16 protein-coding genes are annotated in these 18,259 nt (G+C 69.8%); 6 read left to right on the forward strand and 10 right to left on the reverse strand.

The genetic code is table 11. The features are described from left to right. Positions 1–67 precede the first annotated feature (67 nt). The gene (locus tag DXK32_RS25475; protein ID WP_247877339.1) at positions 68–1,477 is read right to left on the reverse strand and encodes a right-handed parallel beta-helix repeat-containing protein; all 1,410 of its coding nucleotides are present in this window, start codon (positions 1,475–1,477) and stop codon (positions 68–70) included. A 270-nt stretch (positions 1,478–1,747) separates the two neighbouring features. Between DXK32_RS25475 and DXK32_RS25480 the strand changes: the two genes are divergently transcribed. Then, positions 1,748–3,544, forward strand: coding sequence for a glycoside hydrolase family 15 protein (locus DXK32_RS25480; protein WP_114861059.1), 1,797 nt, complete (start codon positions 1,748–1,750; stop codon positions 3,542–3,544). Positions 3,545–3,601: 57 nt separating this feature from the next. Here the strand turns inward: DXK32_RS25480 and DXK32_RS25485 are convergent, their stop codons facing one another. Continuing rightward, positions 3,602–4,741, reverse strand: a complete 1,140-nt coding sequence (locus DXK32_RS25485; protein ID WP_247877340.1) for a BON domain-containing protein — start codon at positions 4,739–4,741, stop codon at positions 3,602–3,604. Between the two features lie 680 nt (positions 4,742–5,421). Between DXK32_RS25485 and DXK32_RS25490 the strand changes: the two genes are divergently transcribed. After that, positions 5,422–7,032: a ribonuclease J gene (locus tag DXK32_RS25490; RefSeq protein ID WP_247877341.1), complete on the forward strand. Its 1,611-nt coding sequence runs from the start codon at positions 5,422–5,424 to the stop codon at positions 7,030–7,032. 126 nt (positions 7,033–7,158) lie between these two features. Then, on the forward strand, positions 7,159–7,488 hold the full coding sequence (locus DXK32_RS25495; RefSeq protein ID WP_109071295.1) for a hypothetical protein: 330 nt from the start codon (positions 7,159–7,161) through the stop codon (positions 7,486–7,488). Positions 7,489–7,500: 12 nt separating this feature from the next. Here DXK32_RS25495 and DXK32_RS25500 read toward each other — a convergent pair whose 3' ends face one another. Then, complete coding sequence (locus tag DXK32_RS25500; RefSeq protein WP_114861061.1) at positions 7,501–7,830, reverse strand: hypothetical protein; 330 nt, start codon at positions 7,828–7,830, stop codon at positions 7,501–7,503. Between the two features lie 148 nt (positions 7,831–7,978). Between DXK32_RS25500 and DXK32_RS25505 the strand changes: the two genes are divergently transcribed. After that, on the forward strand, positions 7,979–8,611 hold the full coding sequence (locus DXK32_RS25505; RefSeq protein ID WP_114861062.1) for a class I SAM-dependent methyltransferase: 633 nt from the start codon (positions 7,979–7,981) through the stop codon (positions 8,609–8,611). Positions 8,612–8,635: 24 nt separating this feature from the next. Here DXK32_RS25505 and DXK32_RS25510 read toward each other — a convergent pair whose 3' ends face one another. From DXK32_RS25510 to DXK32_RS25520, 3 genes are all read right to left on the reverse strand, one after another. Beyond that, positions 8,636–9,601 carry a hypothetical protein gene (locus DXK32_RS25510; RefSeq protein WP_114861063.1) on the reverse strand — a complete coding sequence of 322 codons (966 nt, stop codon included), beginning with the start codon at positions 9,599–9,601 and terminating at the stop codon, positions 8,636–8,638. Positions 9,602–9,760: 159 nt separating this feature from the next. After that, positions 9,761–9,949 (reverse strand): hypothetical protein, encoded by a 189-nt coding sequence (locus DXK32_RS25515; protein WP_114861064.1) that lies wholly within the window; start codon positions 9,947–9,949, stop codon positions 9,761–9,763. Between the two features lie 146 nt (positions 9,950–10,095). Then, entirely contained in the window at positions 10,096–13,161 is a 3,066-nt protein-coding gene (locus DXK32_RS25520) for a PAS domain-containing protein (RefSeq protein WP_432612364.1), read from the reverse strand. On the opposite strand from DXK32_RS25520, the gene DXK32_RS32365 reads away from it, so the two are divergent. Then, positions 13,102–13,239 (forward strand): hypothetical protein, encoded by a 138-nt coding sequence (locus DXK32_RS32365; RefSeq protein WP_162801344.1) that lies wholly within the window; start codon positions 13,102–13,104, stop codon positions 13,237–13,239. The two genes, DXK32_RS25520 and DXK32_RS32365, sit on opposite strands and share 60 nt — an antisense overlap. A 189-nt stretch (positions 13,240–13,428) precedes the next feature. Here the strand turns inward: DXK32_RS32365 and DXK32_RS25525 are convergent, their stop codons facing one another. Continuing rightward, the gene (locus DXK32_RS25525; protein ID WP_114861066.1) at positions 13,429–14,829 is read right to left on the reverse strand and encodes an amidase; all 1,401 of its coding nucleotides are present in this window, start codon (positions 14,827–14,829) and stop codon (positions 13,429–13,431) included. Beyond that, a complete protein-coding gene (locus DXK32_RS25530; protein WP_114861067.1) occupies positions 14,820–16,049 on the reverse strand; it encodes an MFS transporter in 1,230 nt (409 codons plus the stop codon). The genes DXK32_RS25525 and DXK32_RS25530 overlap by 10 nt, the downstream gene beginning before the upstream one ends. 29 nt (positions 16,050–16,078) lie before the next feature. Here DXK32_RS25530 and DXK32_RS25535 point away from each other — a divergent pair, with 29 nt between their 5' ends. After that, positions 16,079–16,435: a hydroxyisourate hydrolase gene (locus tag DXK32_RS25535; protein WP_114861068.1), complete on the forward strand. Its 357-nt coding sequence runs from the start codon at positions 16,079–16,081 to the stop codon at positions 16,433–16,435. Between the two features lies 1 nt (position 16,436). On the opposite strand, the gene DXK32_RS25540 is transcribed toward DXK32_RS25535, so the two are convergent. Further along, positions 16,437–17,252, reverse strand: coding sequence for an ABC transporter permease (locus tag DXK32_RS25540; protein WP_040136197.1), 816 nt, complete (start codon positions 17,250–17,252; stop codon positions 16,437–16,439). After that, on the reverse strand, positions 17,245–18,144 hold the full coding sequence (locus tag DXK32_RS25545; RefSeq protein ID WP_114861069.1) for an ABC transporter permease: 900 nt from the start codon (positions 18,142–18,144) through the stop codon (positions 17,245–17,247). Before DXK32_RS25545 ends, DXK32_RS25540 begins: the two co-directional genes overlap by 8 nt. Positions 18,145–18,259: the final 115 nt, after the last annotated feature.

Genomic DNA, 18,259 nt, shown 5'->3' on the forward strand with positions numbered 1-18,259 from the left:
GCTGGAACCTTTACTTGCTTTGGTTGCCGAGGTATTCCCTCTGGGGAAGAAAAATCGACGGCTGCGATCATCGATTTGCCTCGGTGGATCGTTCGGAAGGGCAGCTCAGCGGCGTCTTCTGTGGAATGCCGGCGTTGACGACACCGCCCACTTCCTGGCCTTGGGCGCGGATGGCGTCCCAATCGGCCTCCGCGTCGTTCCAGAACCAGACGCGCTCCCCCAATTCCGCCAGATGATAGCGGTTGCCGTAGAGCCGGTTGCCGGCGGCGACCACGGCGTTGTCGGCGTTCACGTCGGTGACGGCGCCGATGCGCGCGTTGGCGTTGCGGATGATGATGCGGTTGTCGAAGATCTCGTTGCCGACGGCGGGGGTGTAAGGCGCGCGGTCCTGGGACACCACCGTCACCGCGTTGCCGTAGCCGCCCGGCACGTCGATGTCGTTGCCATAGACCTTCACGCCCCGCGCGCTGGAGATCAGGATCTGGGCGCCCCAGAACCAGCCCTGGCCGCGCTGCCCGTTGTCGGCGACCCGGTTGTTGCGGATCACCCCGTCGTAGCTGATCTCGTAGGTGATGCCGTTGTCGGCGTTGCCGAAGACCAGATTGTCCTCGATCACCAGCCGGTGCACGTCGATGTCGGCCCAGATCCCGGCGCCCACATTGTCGTGGACGCAATTGCCGCGGATCAGTCCGCCGCCGCCGGATTCGGTGATCTTGCCGCCGCCGCCCTCCCAGTAAAAATCGACGCCGGCATAGCCGTTGCGGGCGACCTCGTTGCCGGCGATCAGGAAGTCCGTCCCGGACCCGGAGAATCCGGCGTGGCCGTTGTCGAGGATGCGGTTGTCGAGGATGCGGCTGCCGTTGCCGGCGTTGACGCCGACGCCGTGGTTCCGGCGCACGACGCTGTTGCGGACGGTCCAGCCGTGGCCGAACTCCGCGTCCACGGCGGCGGCCTGGATGGGGGCGGCGTATTTCTCGATGGTCAACGCCTGGATGACGACGCCCGCCGCCGTGCCGCCGAAGGCGCGGGGGGTGACGCTGGTCTCGACGACGCGTCCGGTGGGATCGTCGCCGATCACGATCTCGTCGGCGTCGTAGTCGAAGAACCAGCGCCCCGGCCCGACGGCGGACCGGCTGCCCACATGCAGCATCGGCGCGTCGTCGATGAACAGATCCTCCGGATGGGCGCAACGGGGAAAGCCGGGGCGGCAGAACTCCGCCGCGTTGACATGGCCCTTCTGGGTCTGCCCGCGGGCTATCCACACGGGGCCGCGTCGGACGAAGGCGGTGAGCCGCCGCGCTCCGCTCAGCACCGCGCCGGGGGCGCCCTCAAACCGGTTGTCGTTCTTCGGAACGATGGACTGCAAACGATGGATGCCGGCCTCCAGTCGGAAGCGCGTGCCGGGGGGATGGCGCTCCACCGCCGCCTGGATGTCGGCGCCGGGCCGCAGGGAGACGGTGGGAGGCTCTGCTCCCATTGCCGTCATCGGAAGGCCGGTCAGGAGGATCGCCGCCGCGAGGCGGGCAGGGCGGGGGGCATGCCGCCGGGGCGTGGCGCGTCCTGTGTCCATGATGGCCTCGATGCGTCGTCCTGCGGCGGCGGACGGAAACGCTACCACGCTGGTCCAGCGGCCAGAATCGTCAAACCGGACGATCGACCTTCGTCGGTCCGGCGACGCGGACGAAGGGAACCGGAGCGGGCGCAGGCCGTTGCCAAAGGGCACCCCCCAATCGTTCGAGAGCGTGCCATGGCCTCCCGCATCGAGGATTACGCCCTTCTGGGAGACTGCGAGACCGCAGCCCTGTTGTCCATCGAAGGTTCCATCGACTGGCTGTGTTGGCCGCGCTTCGATTCCGACGCCTGCTTCGCGGCGCTCCTGGGCACGCCGGAGAACGGGCGCTGGCTGCTGCGCCCCAGCGATCCCGACGCCCGCACGACCCGGCGCTACCGCGGCGACAGCCTGATCCTGGAGACGGAGTTCGAGACGGCGGAGGGCGCGGTCACCATGATCGACTTCATGCCCCCGCGTGGCGAGGCGTCGGACGTCGTGCGCATCCTGCGCGGGCGGCGCGGGCGCGTCGCCATGCGGATGGACCTGACGCTGCGCTTCGGTTACGGGCACGTCGTGCCATGGGTGACGCGGATCGGCCCGAACACGCTGCGCGCCATCGCCGGGCCGGACATGATCGTCCTGCACACCAGCGCCCCGATCCACGGCGAGGACATGAGCACCGTCGCCGACTTCACCGTGGCGGAGGGTGAGAGCATCAGCTTCGTGATGATCTATTCCCCCTCCCACCTGCCGCTGCCGGAGCCGGTCGACGCCGAGCAGGCGCTGGCCGAGACCGAGCGCTTCTGGGCGGAGTGGAGCGGGCGCTGCACCTACAGCGGCCTCTGGCGGGATGCGGTGGTGCGCTCGCTGGTCACGCTGAAGGCGCTGACCTACCGCCCGACCGGCGGCATCGTCGCGGCGCCGACGACCTCGCTTCCCGAACAGCTCGGCGGGGTGCGGAACTGGGACTACCGCTACTGCTGGCTGCGCGACGCCACCTTGACCCTGCTGGCGCTGATGAACGCCGGCTATCTGCAGGAGGCGCGGGACTGGGGCAACTGGGGCCTGCGTGCCATCGCCGGCAGCCCCCAACAGATCCAGATCATGTACGGCATCGCCGGGGAGCGCCGTATGCTGGAATGGGAGGTGCCCTGGCTGCCGGGCTACGAGGGGGCGAGCCCGGTCCGGGTCGGCAACGCCGCGGCCCCCCAGCTCCAGCTCGACGTCTATGGCGAGATGATGGACGCGGCGCATCAGGCGCGGATGCGCGGCATCGAAATCAGGCCGGAAGGCTGGCAGGTCCAGTGCGCCTTGCTCGATCACATGGAATCGGTGTGGGACCAGCCCGACGAAGGCATCTGGGAGGTGCGCGGCGGCGCAAAGCACTTCACCCATTCCAAGGTGATGGCCTGGGTCGCCGTGGACCGCATGGTGAAGAGCGCGGAGAAGTTCGGCCTGGACGCGCCTCTGGGCCGCTGGAAAGCGTTGCGTCAGGCCATTTTCGACGATGTCTGCGCCAAGGGCTATTCGAAGGAGCGGAACAGCTTCGTCCAGCATTACGGCGCCAGCCACGTCGACGCGGCACTGCTGATGCTCCCGATGCTCGGTTTCCTGCCGGTGGACGATCCCCGCATCCAGGGCACGGTCGCCGCCATCGAGCGGGAGCTGCTTCAGGATGGGCTCGTCATGCGCTACCGGACCGAGAGGACCGACGACGGGCTTCCCGACGGGGAGGGCGTGTTCCTCGCCTGCTCCTTCTGGCTGGCCGACGTCTATGTGCTCCAGGGGCGTCAGGCCGAGGCCGAGGCGCTGTTCAACAGGCTGCTCGCCCTGCGCAACGATCTGGGCCTGCTGTCGGAGGAGTACGATACGACGGCGAAGCGGCTGGTCGGCAACTTCCCGCAGGCCTTCTCGCACATCGCGCTGATCAACACCGCGTTCAACCTGACCCGTGCGGAGAAGCCGGCGGAGCAGCGGCAGGATGGTGACTGACGGAACAAAGGAAAACCCCTCCCGCCGGTGAGGGCGGGAGGGGCGCGTTGGTCACGGTCAGCGGGTGGTGCTGCCCGTGGTGCTGCCGGAGGTGCTGGTGCGGTTGGTGCTGTCCGTGGTTCCGGAGGTCCCGCTCATGCCGGTTCCGCCCATGCCGGTTCCGGAGGCGCTGGAGGTTCCGGACGTGCCTGTGGTGGACCCGCTCATGCCGGTGCTGCCCATCCCCGAACCGCTCATGCCGGTTCCGGAAGACCCGGTCCCGCGGAGCCCGGCCATCGCCGACGCCCCGGCGGTGGTGCCGGTGCCGCCGAAGGTCTGCTCACGGACGCGCAGGTTGTTCTGCACGTGGCGGACGCCGGAGATGGTCTCGGCCATGTCCTCGGCGCGGCGCTTGGTCCGGCGGTCGCCCACCGTGCCGCTCAGCGTGACCTCGGAATTGCTGACGGTCACGTCGATCTCCGACGCGTCGATGTAGGGATCGTCGGTCAGGCGGTCGTTCACATCCTCGCGGATGCGGTCGTCGGAGCGGGTGTAACCCCGCGGCCCGCGGCCCCGATGGTGCTGGGCGCCGGGATCGTCGTTGCGGGCGTCCATGCGGCGGCGGCGCTCGGCGTCCTCGTCGCCGAACCAGGAGGCCATCTCGTCGCCCGCCCGTTCGAAGAATCCGCGCTCCTCGTTGCGGCCGGAGCCGCTGCCGCCGCCATAGCCCATCCGGCCGTAGTCGCGGTTGCCGTAATCGCGGTTGCCATAGTCGCGGCTGCTGTAGTCCCGGTTTCCATAGCCGCGGGAGCCGGCCCCGTACTCCATGCCGCCGTAGTCGCGGCTGCCATAGTCCCGGCCGCCGTAAGCTCCGCTGCCGTAATCGGAACGCCCGAAGCCGCCGCGGTAGCCGAAGTCCTGGCCGTAGTCGCCACGGTCTTCATAATTCTGGCGATCATCGCGGGAGCGCCAGTCGCGCTGGCCCTGGCCGAAGGAGCCGCGGGACCCGTAGTCGCGGCCGTAGTCGGAGCGGCCGTAGTCGGAGCGACCGTAGTCGCGGTTGCCGGAGCCTTGGCCGTAGGAGCCCTGGCCATAGGACCCCTGGCCGTAATCACCCCGGCCTTCCTGCTGGCGCCAATAGTCGCGGCCATAGTCGTAGCCTTCGCGACCCTGGCCCTCATAGCCGTAGCCCGGCTGGCGGCCACCGCCGCCCATCATGCCGGACCGGCCGGCCTGACTGGATCCGAATTGGCCTGATCCGGACTGGCCCCAATTCGATTGACCGAACTCGTCACGGTCACGGTTCTGGCTACGGTTCTGATACGAACCGGCGCTCCATTCGCGGCTTTCGCCACGTTGGCGGTCGCGCTCCCACCGGTCGTCGTCCCGGCGGGCGCCCTGGTCGTTCCTCCACCTGGATTCATAGTCGGACATGGGATACTCCCCATTTGGACAGTGCCCGTTCGCCGGGCGTCCGCAAACAACAGGGAAGGCGGCGAAGGATCGCGGGCCGGCGGTGGCTTTGCCATGTCTTTGGCGATGCCTTTTGCCATGCGCCCCGCACAGGCCAGCCAACCGGGGCGTCATCGGGCGCCCCCTTGAACGCCGCGGCGAAGGAAACATATGTGCAACACCGCCGGCGGATGGCCGTAACCTTCGGGTGACCGACCGGCGAACCCCCTTCCGGGTCGTGATTCAGCGGTTGACCGGCGTCGTCATCTGGATTACTGGCTCGAACACCGCTCTCCCTGGCCGGTGCGGCCGGCTGCCTCGACCCATCCCCATGGTCCTGGCGCCGCCGATGGCCGGGGAGACCCCGAGATCCGCATCGACACGCGATGCACGCCCGTCCGGCAGCGTTGAATGCCGGCTGATATGTTGTGAAGCAAGAAGGACGTATGACGTTTGATAACAAGCGCCGCCGCGCGGCGCCCAAGGGCGGCAACCGCCCGAACTCGAATTTTGGCGGCAACCGCCCGAACACGATTGTTGGCGATGTGCGCAGCGGCAAGTCCGGCGGCCCGCGTTTCCAGAAGAACCAGAACCCCAAGCCCTACGAGCGCCCCAAGGCGACCCGTCCGCCGGGCGCGCCGGTGCCCGGCCCGGTGCCGGGCCATGACGAGATCCTGTTCATCCCGCTCGGCGGCTGCTCGCGCATCGGCATGAACATGGCCCTCTACGGCCATGCCGGGAAGTGGCTGATCGTGGACGCCGGCGTTGCCTTCATGGGCGACGAGGCGCCGGGCATCGACAGCCTGATGGCCGACCCTTCCTTCATCGAGGAGCGGATGGACGAGGTGGTCGGGCTGGTTGTCACCCACGCCCACGAAGACCACATCGGCGCCATCCACCATCTGTGGCCGGGGCTGGAATGCCCGATCTACGCGACCCCCTTCGCCGCCCACGTCATCCGTGACCGGCTGAAGGAGTCCGGCGGCCTGCGCCACGCCCGCATCCGGGTGTTCGAGCCGGGCGCCTCCTTCGAGATCGGCCCCTTCGGCATCGAGACCATCACCGTCACCCACTCGATCCCCGAGCCGGTGTCGGTGGCGATCCACACCAAGGCCGGCACGGTCCTGCACACCGGCGACTGGAAGTTCGACCCGCACCCGCTGGTCGGCCCGACCATGGACCTGGACGCGCTGAAGCGTCTGGGCGACCGCGGCGTGCTGGCGATGATGTGCGACAGCACCAACGCCAACGTCGACGGCACCACGGGGTCGGAGGCCGACGCCCGCGCCGGCCTGATGGAGGCTTTCGCCGGGCGCAAGGGCGCCATCGCGGTGACCGGCTTCGCGTCCAACGTCGCCCGCATGCAGGCGGTGGCGGAGGCCGCGGCGGCCCACGACCGCAAGGTGGTTCTGGTCGGCCGGTCGATGCTGCGCATGGAGAAGGCCGCCCGTTCCAGCGGCTATCTGGAGACGGCGCCGGAGTTCATCTCCATCATGGAGGCCTCCTGGACGCCGCGCCGGAACCTCGTGTTCCTGTGCACCGGCAGCCAGGGCGAGGAGCGGGCGGCGCTCAGCCGGCTCGCCCGCGACGGCCATCGCGACCTGTGGCTGGAGAGCGGCGACACGGTGATCTTCTCCGCCCGCGCCATCCCCGGCAACGAGGTGGTGCTGGCCGACGTGCAGGACCATCTGAAGGCCAAGGGCGTGACGGTGGTGACCCCCGCCGACGCGCCGGTCCATGTGTCGGGCCACCCGAAGCGGGACGACCTGATCCGCATGTACGACCTGATCCGCCCGCGCTTCTCCGTGCCGGTGCACGGCACGATCGAGCATCTGGAAGCCCACGCCCGTCTCGCCCGCGCCTGCGGCGTGGAGCGGGCGCTGGTTCCGGAGGACGGCGACATCCTGCGGATCGCCCGGGAGGGCACCGCGGTGATCGGCCATATGGAGGCCAAGCGCCTCGCCAACACCGGGCGCGAGTTGATCCCCTGGACGGGGCTGCCCGTCGCGGAGGATGCGGACGCGTTGGCCGATGCCCTGGAGACGATGGCCGCCTGAGGCGGCCATACCTCTTCACCGTCACGTTCCATAGGGCCACGAATCATCAGAAGGGGGACACCCGCCCTCCGTTCGCGCGCACCAGGGGCCGGCTCTCGGCCCTGTTTTTTTCTTGGAGAGTTGCCCATGGCTGGCTATCCCGCCGACCGGCTTTCCTTTCCCGACATCCTCGACCCGGTGCTGGAAGCGCCGGACGGGGACGACACCGCCCTCGACCGTGCCATCAACGAGGTGGCCGAGGCGCTGGCCGACAGCGGGACCCTGATCGTCGATGCCCTGGGCCAGGCGGCCTACGGCGTGACCGACGAGGAGGCCGTCCTCGGCCTGATCGACACCTACATCCGCGTCCTCCTGCATCTCGGCGAGGTGGAGGAGGCGGCGGACATGGGCGAGGTGATCGAACGCATCCAGCGTTTCCAGCGCCGCCGCAAGCGCCGCGGCTCGCGCGCCTCCTGACCGGCTTCGTTCTCAGACCGGCGGGGTCGTTCCGCCGTTCAGCCAGCGGGTCGCCAGGGCGCGCAGCCGCGCGGTCTGCTGCCGCTGACGGTAGACGGACACGGCGTAACCGATCCCGATGAAGCCGACGATCACCACCCAGAAGCCGAACAGATAGCGCCAGTCCGCCCCGGCGGTCAGCAGAACCAGCAGGACCAGGGTCACCACCCCGGCCACGACGCCGCCGATGATGCGCATCCGCAGGAAGGCGGCCTCGTCGCTCTGTTCGAAATCCTCGGCCAGCGCCTGGATTTCCAGTCCGGCCTGACGGCGGGCCTCCGCCGCCGGGTTCAACGCATCCATGCCACCTCCATTCCGTTTTCGGGCTTCGCATCCCAGGCGCGATGATCCGTCACATTCGCCTGCTATGAAAGGAAGAACAGGCGAAACGCGCTTCCGGCCCCCCCCCGCCCTCACGGCGCGCACGGGCCGCTTCGGGGAGTCTCGAACCATGCAGACCGGCCCAATCATGCAAACCGGTTACGTGCGCACCTACGAACGCATCGCCCCGCTCTACGACGCGCTGGACCTCGGCTATGAGGTGATGTGGAAGCGCCGCCTGCGCCGGGGCACGTTCCGCGGTCTATCCGGGCGCATTCTCGACGCCGGGGCGGGAACCGGCTGCAACATCCCCTTCTACCCCGCCGGCGCCCGCGTGACCGCGGTGGACGCCAGCCCGGCCATGCTGACCCGCGCCGCCCGACGGGCGGAGCGGCTGGGGCGGGCGGTGGAGTTCCAGGTGCTGGATCTGACCGCCACCGGCTTTCCCGACGGCCATTTCGACCATGTGGTGGCGACCTTCGTCTTCTGCGTCCTGCCGGAGGAGCTTCAGGTGCCGGTGTTGCGCGAGATGCGGCGCATCCTGAAGCCGGAGGGGACGCTGCGCATCCTCGACTACACCCGGTCGGAGCGCTCGGCGGCCCGGCTGTGGATGCGCGTGGTGTCGCCCTGGCTGAGCTTCGCCTTCGGCGCCCGCTACACCGCCGGCTACGAGGCCCATCTGCCGCAGGCCGGCATGGCGGCGCTGGACAGCCGCTTCGTGATGGGCGACTGCGTGAAGCTGGTGGAGGCCCGAGCGGCCTGAGCCGCCGGGCCATCGCCTGACCGGTCAGCCGGCGCGCCGCTGCTCGTGCGCCGGGCCGTCACCGAAATGGTCGAGCGCCTGGGCCAGCGCGTCGTCGAACACCTCCGGCTTCTCGGTGAAATAGTCGAAGTAGCCGTAATGGCGGCGCAGCGGCAGCTCGGTCAGCGAGCGGATGCGGTAGGCCGGGTCGTTCAGCGTGCCGCGCTCCATCAGTTCGATCACCCGGCGCAGCCGCGCCACCTCCGCCTTGTAGGAGTTGGCGAACCACTGGCGGATCTTCCAGTTCTCCACCTCAAGCTGGTTGCGCGGCACCGGCCCGATCCAGGAGACCGGGAAGGGGGCCGCCACCGTCACCTCGTCGAAACCGTGCAGTTCCGACAGGATGACGCTGCGGTGATAGGCGCCGTCGATCAGCCCGCCGGGGGCCTCCTCGAACCCGTAGAGATAGAGCCAGAGGGCGCTTTCCACCGCGTCGGCGGTGATGTCCTCCAGCCCGACCTCGCCAGCCATCAGGCGCCGGGCGGCGGCGTTGCCGTGCAGCAGCCCGTTGCCGGAGCGGAAGTCGTAGGTGTTGAAGACGACGCCGACCTCGGCCTCGTTCAGGGTGCGGGCGATCTCCACCACGGTGTCGCGGTCGCGCACCGGGGCGTACTGGCGGGCCGGCATCAGCCGCTCCAGCACCGCCGAGGGCGACAGCGGGACGTCCAGCCAGCGCCGCGCGGTCTCACCCAGCACCGGGCGGAACACGCCCTTGTGCCCGAACAGGGCAGTCTGCCAGGCCTGGATCAGCCCGCCGGACGTTCCCGTGTGCTCGAGAAGCAGGCGGCGCACGTCCTCGCCGCGCAGCCAGGCGGCCAGCACGACGATCTGCCCGGAGGTGACCGTGAACAGGTCGGGCATCCGCTCCAGGCGGTCGAGCGCCGTCAGCACGCCCGCGCCGTGCAGGTTGAACCCACCGAAGCCGCCCAGGGCGACCGCTCGTTTCTGCATGTGTAGAACTCCAACCGAAGAACAACCGGCCCGCACGGCGCCGCTGTCGCGGACCGCCGCCGGGCCGGCCTCTCAGCGGCAAGCCCGCGGACAGAACCGTGGACCTGCGGCCGGGGCGTCACCGCCGCTGTGTCAGGAAAAAATCCGGGCCGTCCGTCGTCAACCGGCCGCCCGGCCGCCTCCCAGGCGGTGGGGATCGAGGTCCGCCGTCCGTCCTTTCAGGAACGCGGCCAGCCGGCCCAGCAGGGACCGGAGATGCTCGGCGCGCAACTGTGCGGCCTTGCGGCGGATGAGCCGCAGATCGCGTTCGGAGGGAAGGGCGGAAGCGAAAGGCGAAGGCGTGTTCATGAGGGACCTCCTCAAAGGATTGAGAAGGCGTCTCTCCCAGGAGAAAGGGCTTATCGTTATGTTGCAGTGCACAATATAGGGCAGCGCCACTGCCCCGTCAAGGCTGCTCCGCTTTTTGTCCGCCGTTCGCCGGTCCCGGTGGGCGGTCAGTCCCCGGTCTGGCTCAATGAATTGTGGTTCAGAAGGTCCTGTATGGCGCTTTGCAGCTGCCGCGGCGTGATCGGCTTGCGCACCACGGCGAGCCCGAGCGTCGCCGCGTCGCGGTCGCAGTCGGTGCCGATTTCCCCGGTCAGGATGATGGCCGGAACCGGTGTTCCAGCCAGGGAACGGATCTGCACGATCGCTTCGGTGCCGATCCGCCCATTGCGCAACCGATAATCGGCAATGATCAGGTCCGGGCGACGGGTCAGTCCGCGCAGCCGGTCCAGCGCCTGCTCCGCGGAGCCAGCCACCACCACCTCGTATCCCCATTCCTGGAAGATGGTCCGCAGGCCCATCAGGACGATCACATCGTCCTCGACCAGGACGGCCAGCCGCCCGTCGCCGGACGGGGCGGTCTCGGCTTCGGGGACGGGAAGGGCGACGGCCGGGGCGGCGGCGCGCGGCGCCTCGATGGCGAAGACCGAGCCATGGGCCGGTTCGGAGCGGACCGTCACCGGATGGTTCAGCAGCCGCGACAGCCGCTGCACGATGGCCAGCCCGAGCCCGAGTCCCTGGCTGCGGTCGCGTTCCGGGTTGCCGACCTGATGGAACTCCTCGAACACCTTGGTCTGTTGCTCCGCGGAGATGCCGATGCCGCTGTCCTGCACGGTGATGCGGACGGTTCCGTTCGTCGCCTGGCAGGACACGCGGACATAGCCCGCCTCGGTGTAGCGGATGGCGTTCTCCACCAGATTGCGGAGCATCCGGCCGAGCAGCAGCCGGTCGCTGCGCACCGCCAGATCCGGAGCGGGCTGGGCGACGCCGAATTCCAGTCCCTTGCTGGCGGCGATGGGGGCGTAGGCCGCCTCGATCTCCTCCAGCAGCGGCCGCAGGGGCAGCGTCCCGATCTGCGGGGTGATGACACCGGCGTCCAGGCGCGACACGTCCAGCAGGCTGTCCAGCAGGTTCTTCAGCGTCTCCAGCGCGCGTTCCAGCGAGGCCAGCGGACCGCGGCCCTTGTCGGGATCGACGTGGCGTTGCAGGACGCCGGCGAACAGCAGGGCGGATTGCAGCGGCTGGCGCAGGTCGTGGCTGGCCGCCGCGAGGAACTTCGACTTCGAGACGTTGGCTTCGTCGGCCTTGGCCTTGGCGTCCCGCAGCGCCTCCTCCATCGCCTTGCGCCCGGTGATGTCGAGATTCAATCCGCTGAGCCGGACCAGACGCCCGCTGTCATAAACGGGGCGCCCGATCGCCATGATCCAGCGCACCCCCTCGCGCGGATGGAGGATGCGGAACTCCCCCCGGTAATCGGAGCGCCGGGCCTCCAGCACATCCTTCGTGAACCGGCGCACCGTATCGCGGTCGGCCGGGTGGACCAGTTCGAAGAAGCTGTCCTCGCCGGGCGCGAAACTGTCCGGGGTGACGCCGTACAGCCGGTACATGCCGTCCGACCAGGCCAGCGTCCGGTCGCGCAGGTCGAAATCCCAGATGCCGGCTTCCGACGCGGCCAGCGCGATGGTCAGCCGCTCCTCGCTGCGGCGCAGCGCCTCCTCCAGCGCCTTGCGCTCGGTGATGTCGAGGTTCAGGCCGCTGAATTGGAGCGGCGTGCCGTCCAGGCCATAGCTGACGCGCCCGATCGACGAGACCCAGCGGACGTCACCACTGGGCTGGACGATGCGGTATTCCAGGCGGATGTAGGCGCGCCGCTCGGCGAGCATCTCCGTCTGGGCCTTCAGCGTGGCGATGTCGAAATCGTCGGGATGGACCACGGACCGCCAGACGGCGCTTGTCGCCTCGTGCACCGCCGGGTCCAGGCCGAAGATGCGGAAGGTTTCGTCCGACCAGTGGCCCTGGCCGGTCACCAGATCCCAGTCGAAGGAACCCGCCATGGCCGATTCCAGGGCGAGGCTCAGCCGGTCCTTGCTCTTGCGCAGATCGTCCTCGGCCTGGCGCCGCCGCGTGATGTCGAGAAGATAGATCGACATGCCCTCCGCGTTGGGAAAGGCCCGCATCCAGAACCAGCGCCCGGTACGGGCACCCTGGAACTCGGCGTCCGTGGGCATGTGATCGGCCATCGCCTGATGCGCCTTCTGCCACAGCGGCGTGTCCACAAGTTCCGGAAAGGCTTCCCACAGCGATCGCCCGCGCAGGTCGCGGCCCTGGGCGATCAGGGAGATCGCCTTGTCGTTCAGGGAGGTGAAGCGCCAGTCGCGATCCAGTTCGATCACGCCGTCCACCGTGCTGCCGAGCACCGCCGCCATGCGCAGCGCGTTGCTGCGCGCCAGCTCGTGGGCGCGCAGGAAACGCCACAGGCTCCAGCCCGCGGTCACCCCGGCGAACAGGAACAGCCCGGCGAAGATCAGAAGGGTGCGTCGTGCCGCCTCGTTGACCGGCTGCATCGAACGGTTCTTGTCGAGGCTGACATGGATGTAGAGGTTGGGAACGCCGGCGGCCAGCGGCGACACCGCGGTGACCCGCATCCGGCCGTCGGGCCCCGGCGCCTCGACCACACGCCGCTCGCCCCGGTCCAGCATGGCCTGATAGGGCATGGTCAACGGCTGGCCGACGGTGTCCGGCGTTTCGGGCTGGTGCGCCAGGACGATGCCGGAGCGGTCGGCGATCACCACCTCCGCCGCGGCCGGCAGGGTCTTCTCGCGAAGGAACAGGTTCAGCCAGGTGGTGTCGAGCAGCACCGTGACCACCCCCGCCGGAGCGCCGTTCCCGTCCTTGTAGGCCAGGGCGAAGGGAATGGAGGGGCGGCCCGTGGTGCGGGAGGTCAGGGTGGCCCCGTTGGTCTGCTCTCCGGTGGTCAGCGCCTCCTGCCAATAGCTGCGGTCGGCGACCGACAGGCCGCGCGCCTGCGGTTCGGTGGAGCACCAGATGACCCCGGACCGGTTGCTGATGCTCACGGCCAGATAGGGGGGGTATTTGGCTTTGATCCGGAGAAGTGTGTCCTGGCAGACCGTTGGCGACAGCCGTCCAATCCCCATTTCGGTAAAAGCAACCAAAACGTGTTCAATGTCGTCGGCGATGCGCTGCTGTTCGGATTCGACCTGATCGAGAAGCTGCATCGAATCCACACGGATTTCCGCTTCCCGGGACTTGCGCAATTCCAGGATGCTGTGCACTTCGAAGGCGATCAGCGGTAATGCAACCACAAGGAAAAGAATCGACAACCGACGCGCCGACCATCCAGGCCGCTGGTCCGGCTCGCTGGTCTTCACCCGTATCTCCTTACTCCACCCTTCCGCGGGCAAAGATTGCCAGAATACGATGGTAATTAAAACAGGCTGTCCGTTCTATCCCGATTGCCGGCTCTCCATTTCTTGGAAAAGCTGTTACGGCGAGGGCGGCGTGTAACCGCAGGTGGCCTCCACCGCGGCGGCCAGCCGCAGCACCGCCGCGTCGGACAGCCGCGGACCGGCGATCTGGAGCCCCACGGGAAGCCGGCCGCTCTCCGTCAGCCCGCAGGGGACCGAGCAGGCCGGGGCGTAGCAGTGATTGAACAGCGGCGTGAAGACGGCGTGGCCGCGCGGCGTCACCGGACGCCCGTCGATGGTGGCGGGGCCGAGCCGGTTGAACGGCCAGGCGGTGACCGGAGTCGTCGGGCAGACCAGCAGGTCGTAGCGCGCGAAGAGGGCGGCCAGCGCGCGGTACGCCTCCTCCCGCAGATGCAGGGCGCGGGCGACCTCCGCACCGCTGGCGCGCAGCCCGGCGTCGATCTGCTGACCGATGTCCGGATCGAACAGATCCGGCGCCGCGCGGTAGCGCTCGCCATACAGCGCGGCGAGGCCGGCGAACTGGAGGGGCATCAGGCCGCTTTCCCCGGCCCTGGCGGGCCAGACCGGGGCGGCCTCCTCGACGATGGCCCCGGCGTCGGCGAGGCGCTGGACGGCGCGCTCCACGCAGGCCGCGACCTCCGGATCGACCGGGGCGTCAAGCCCCAGCCGCCGGCTGTAGGCGATGCGCAGGCCCGCCGGGTCGGGGTTGGCGGCGGCATGGACGAAGGAGCCGGGCAGCGCCACCGACTGCGGGTCGCGCGGGTCCGGCCCGGCCAGCGCGTCGAGCATCAGCGCCACGTCGGCGACCGAGCGGGCCATCTGGCCGATCACCGAGTTGCCGAACACCGGCTCGGCGAAGCCGATGGGGTGGGGGACGATTCCGGCCGAGGGCTTCATGCCGACCACCCCGACATGGGCCGCCGGCCGGCGGGTGGAGCCGCCGCCGTCGGTGCACAGCGCCAACGGCGCCAGGCCCGCCGCCACCGCGCTGGCCGCCCCGCCGGAGGAACCGCCGGGCGTCAGCGAGAGGTCCCAGGGATTCCGGGTCGGGCCGTGCAGGAGGTTGGTGGTCACCCCCTTGCATGCGAATTCCGAGCAGTTGGTGATCCCCGCGAAGACGGCGCCCGCGGCGCGCAGCCGGGCCACCGCCACCGCGTCCTCGGGCGCCACGAAATCCTGGAACAGCCGCGATCCCTGGCGGACCGGCTGGCCGCGCACCCAGATGTTGTCCTTCACCGTGAAGGGCACGCCGAGCAGGGGCAGCGCCTCGCCCCGCGCGGCGCGTTCATCGGCGGCCCGCGCCTCCGCCCGCCCGGCCTCCGGGTCGAGATGGACGATGGCGTTCAGCCGTGGATTCTCGGCCGCGATCCGCTCCAGCGTCTCATCGTAGAGGGCGACGGCGCTGACCTCGCGGGCGGCGACCTGTTCGGCGATCCGGCGGGCGCTCATCAGGCGCATGGGGTGTCCTTGGCGGCGGTGGAAAGATCCGGGGTGGAGGCCGGCGGCAGGGGGACGACCAGCGCCGCGGCGCCGGCCAGCGCGACGGCGGCGGCCGCCAGATAGCCGGCGGAGTAGCCGAAGCCCCCGGCGACCAGCAGGCTGAACAGCGCCGGCCCGATGACCAGCCCGGCGTAGGCGATGGCGAGCATGCCGCCCGTCGCTTCGCCCGCCCGGCCCGGCGGAGCGAGGCGGGCGACCTCGGAGACGAAGAGGCCGTTCCAGCCGCTCGCCGACAGGCCGAAGGCGGCGCAGACGGCCAGGAAGGCGGGCACCGGCCAGCCGGGGGAGGCGATGGCAACCAGGGCGGCGGCCACGCTCATGGCGACGCCCAGTCCGGCGAGAATGACGCGGGGCGGCGCCCAGCGCGTCGCCACGAGGCCCCAGCCGACGCGCCCGATCAGCCCGGCGCCCTGCGCCACCGCCAGCGCCGTCCCGGCCAGTGGCAGGCTCCAGCCCAGGCCGGTCACCGCGAAGCTGACCAGGAAGCCGTTCAGGCAGAGCTGCATGGCCGAGAAGGCGCAGACCGCCATGGCCAGCCGGCGCAGCGCCGGTTCCCCGGCGACCAGATCGAGCGCGCGCTTCAGCGTGCCGCGGCCGGCGGGGCGGGGGGCGGCGCGGTCGTCGCCGTCGTGGCGGCGGGCCAGCGGCTCCAGGGCGAGCGCCAGCACGGCGGTGGCGCCCGCCACGACCATCAGGCTCGCCTGCCAGCCGACGGACAGGACCAGCAGCGGCACGGCGAATCCGGCGGCCATGCCGCCGAACTGGTTGCCGGTCTGGCGCAGCGAGAAGACCAGCGGCCGCTTCTCCGGCGGGGTCAGCCGGGACAGCAGCTGCGTGCTGGCCGGCGTTTCCGGCCCGAAGGCGAAGCCCAGCGCCAGCGCCCCCAGCAGGAAGGCTATGGGAAGGGCGCTGGCCGACAGCAGAGCGGCCCCGGCGGCGGCGAGCAGGCAGGCCTGGCAGGTGCGGATCGCCCCCCAGCGCGCGATCAGCCCGCCCGCCCCCAGCGACGCGGGGATGGCGGCTGTGAAGACGACCGCGGTATAAAGGCCGAGAAGCCCCGGATCGACCCCCAGGTCGGGCGCCGCCTGCGGCGCGATCACCGGGATGGCGAAGAGACACAGCCCGACGAACGCCTGAACCGCCGCCATGGCGATCAGAGGCAGCAACCAGACGTTCATGGGGACTCCAAAAGGAAAGGGACGGGCCGATGGCCGGCGGGATTTCGTTGCATGCGGTGGATGTGGCGCGCGGGGTGCCCGCCGGGGGAATGCGGGTGGAACTCTATGCTTTGCGGAACGGACAGAGGGACAGGCTAGCGGAAAGCCGTTTGTGTGCCAATGGCGCGCTTGACCATCCGGTGGTCGGCGGCGCGGGCGTGACGGCGGGCGTCTACGAGGCGGTGTTCCACATCGGCCCCTGGCTGCGCGCGCAAGGCGTGGGAGCGGCGGAACCGGCCTTCCTGGAGGAGGTGCCGTTCCGCTTCACCGTCACCGACGTGGACCAGCACTACCATCTGCCGCTGAAGTTCACCCCCTGGGGCTATTCCCTGTTCCGGGGAGCATGAGTTAACGGAGCTGGCGCGACAGGCCGGCGACCCGCTCCATCACCACCATCGCCAGGACGGTGACGGCGATCAGCACGCCGGACACCGCCGCGGCGCGGACGTCCAGGCTGTTCTCCAGGATCTGCCACATGCGGATCGGCAGCACCTCGTTGCGGGCGTCGGCCATGAACAGCGACACCGGGATGTTGTCGAAACTGGACATGAAGGCGATGAAGGCCCCGGCGCCGATGCCGTTGCGGATGGTCGGCAGCGTCACCCGGCGGAAGGTGTAGAGGCGCCCGGCCCCCAGGCTCTCCGAGCTTTCCAGGAGCGCCGGGTCGAGCTGGGCGAGGCTCGCCAGCGTGGTGCGCAGGACGTAGGGAACGCTGACCACGATGTGGCCGATGGCCAGCGTCAGGAAGGACAGCTCCACCCCCGCCGTGCTGAAGAACACCAGCGAGGCGAGGCCGAAGGCCAAAGCCGGCAGGACCAGCGGCGACATGAACAGGGCGTCCAGCCCGCGCGCCCAGGCGCGGCGGCTGCGCCCGATGGCGAGCGCCGCGGCGGTGCCCAGCACCACCGACACGGCGGTGACCACGGCGCCCAGCTTCAGGCTGACCAGCGCGGCGTCCTGGAGCTGCCACGCGTCGATCAGCGAGGCGTACCAGCGCAGGCTGTAGGACGGTGGCGGGAACTTCAGCGAATAGCCGTCGGTGAAGGAGGTGACGAGCACCACCAGCGTCGGCGCCGCCAGCAGCAGCAATGCCGCACCGGCGAGCGTGCCCATGACGAGGCCGAAGGAGGCGCTTCCCAGGGTCGGGCGCTGCATGTCAGGCATGGACGTACCCCTTGCTGGCGCGGCCCAGCAGGTTGAACAGCATCACCACGCCGAGCACCGACACCATGAAGACGATGGAGATGGCGGCGGCGAAGGGCCAATTGTGGAGCGTGATGGTCTGTTGATAGATGTATTGCGGCATGAACAGCATCTGCCCGCCGCCGACCAGCGACTGGGTGATGAAGGCGGTGACGGCGGCGGCGTAGGTCAGCAGGCAGCCGGCGACGATCCCCGGCAGGCTCAGCGGCAGCGTCACCTTGAGGAAGCCCCGCCAAGGCCCGGCGCCCAGCGCCGCCGAGGCGTCGAGCAGGTTGGGGTCCAGCCGCGACAGGGTGGTGATGAGCGGCAGCACCATCAGCGGCATCTGCACCTGCACCAGCGCGGCGACCAGACCGCCCTCGGTGTAGAGCAGGCGCAGCGGCGTCTCCGCCAGACCCAGCGACAGCAGCAGGTTGTTGACGATTCCGTCCCGCCCCAGGATGACGATCCAGGCGAAGGTACGCACCACGACCGAGGTCAGCAGCGGCAGGATGATGACGAGGATCAGCGCCGACTGCATCCGCGGCCCGCTGCGGGTGTAGAGCCAGGCCAGCGGGTAGCCGAACAACAGTGTCAGCGCCGTGACCTTCACCCCGAGCAGCAGCGTGCTGCCGAGCACGGCCAGATTGAAGGTGTCGCCGAAGAAGCGGATGTACTGGTCCAGCCCGAACCGCGTCATCTCCGCGTCGGCGTAGAGGCTGACGGCGACCAGCAGGAGCAGCGGCGTCACGAAGAACACCGCGAAGAAGGCGGCCAGCGGCAGCGCCAGCGTCCATTCCCGCCCGATGCGGGGCCGTGCGGCGGTCGCGGGTCCGGCAAGGCCGGGGGCGGTGATGGCGGTGGCTGCGGTCATGGGCGCGGTCTCTTTGGAGGAGGGAAGTGGTTGCAGTGGCCCCCCTCCCGACCTCCCCCCGCTGCGCAGGGGGAGGAGGAGAGCCCTCCCCTGCGAGAGCGGGGGAGGGTTGGGT

Source organism: Azospirillum brasilense (assembly GCF_003349955.1).
GTDB lineage: Bacteria > Pseudomonadota > Alphaproteobacteria > Azospirillales > Azospirillaceae > Azospirillum > Azospirillum brasilense_B.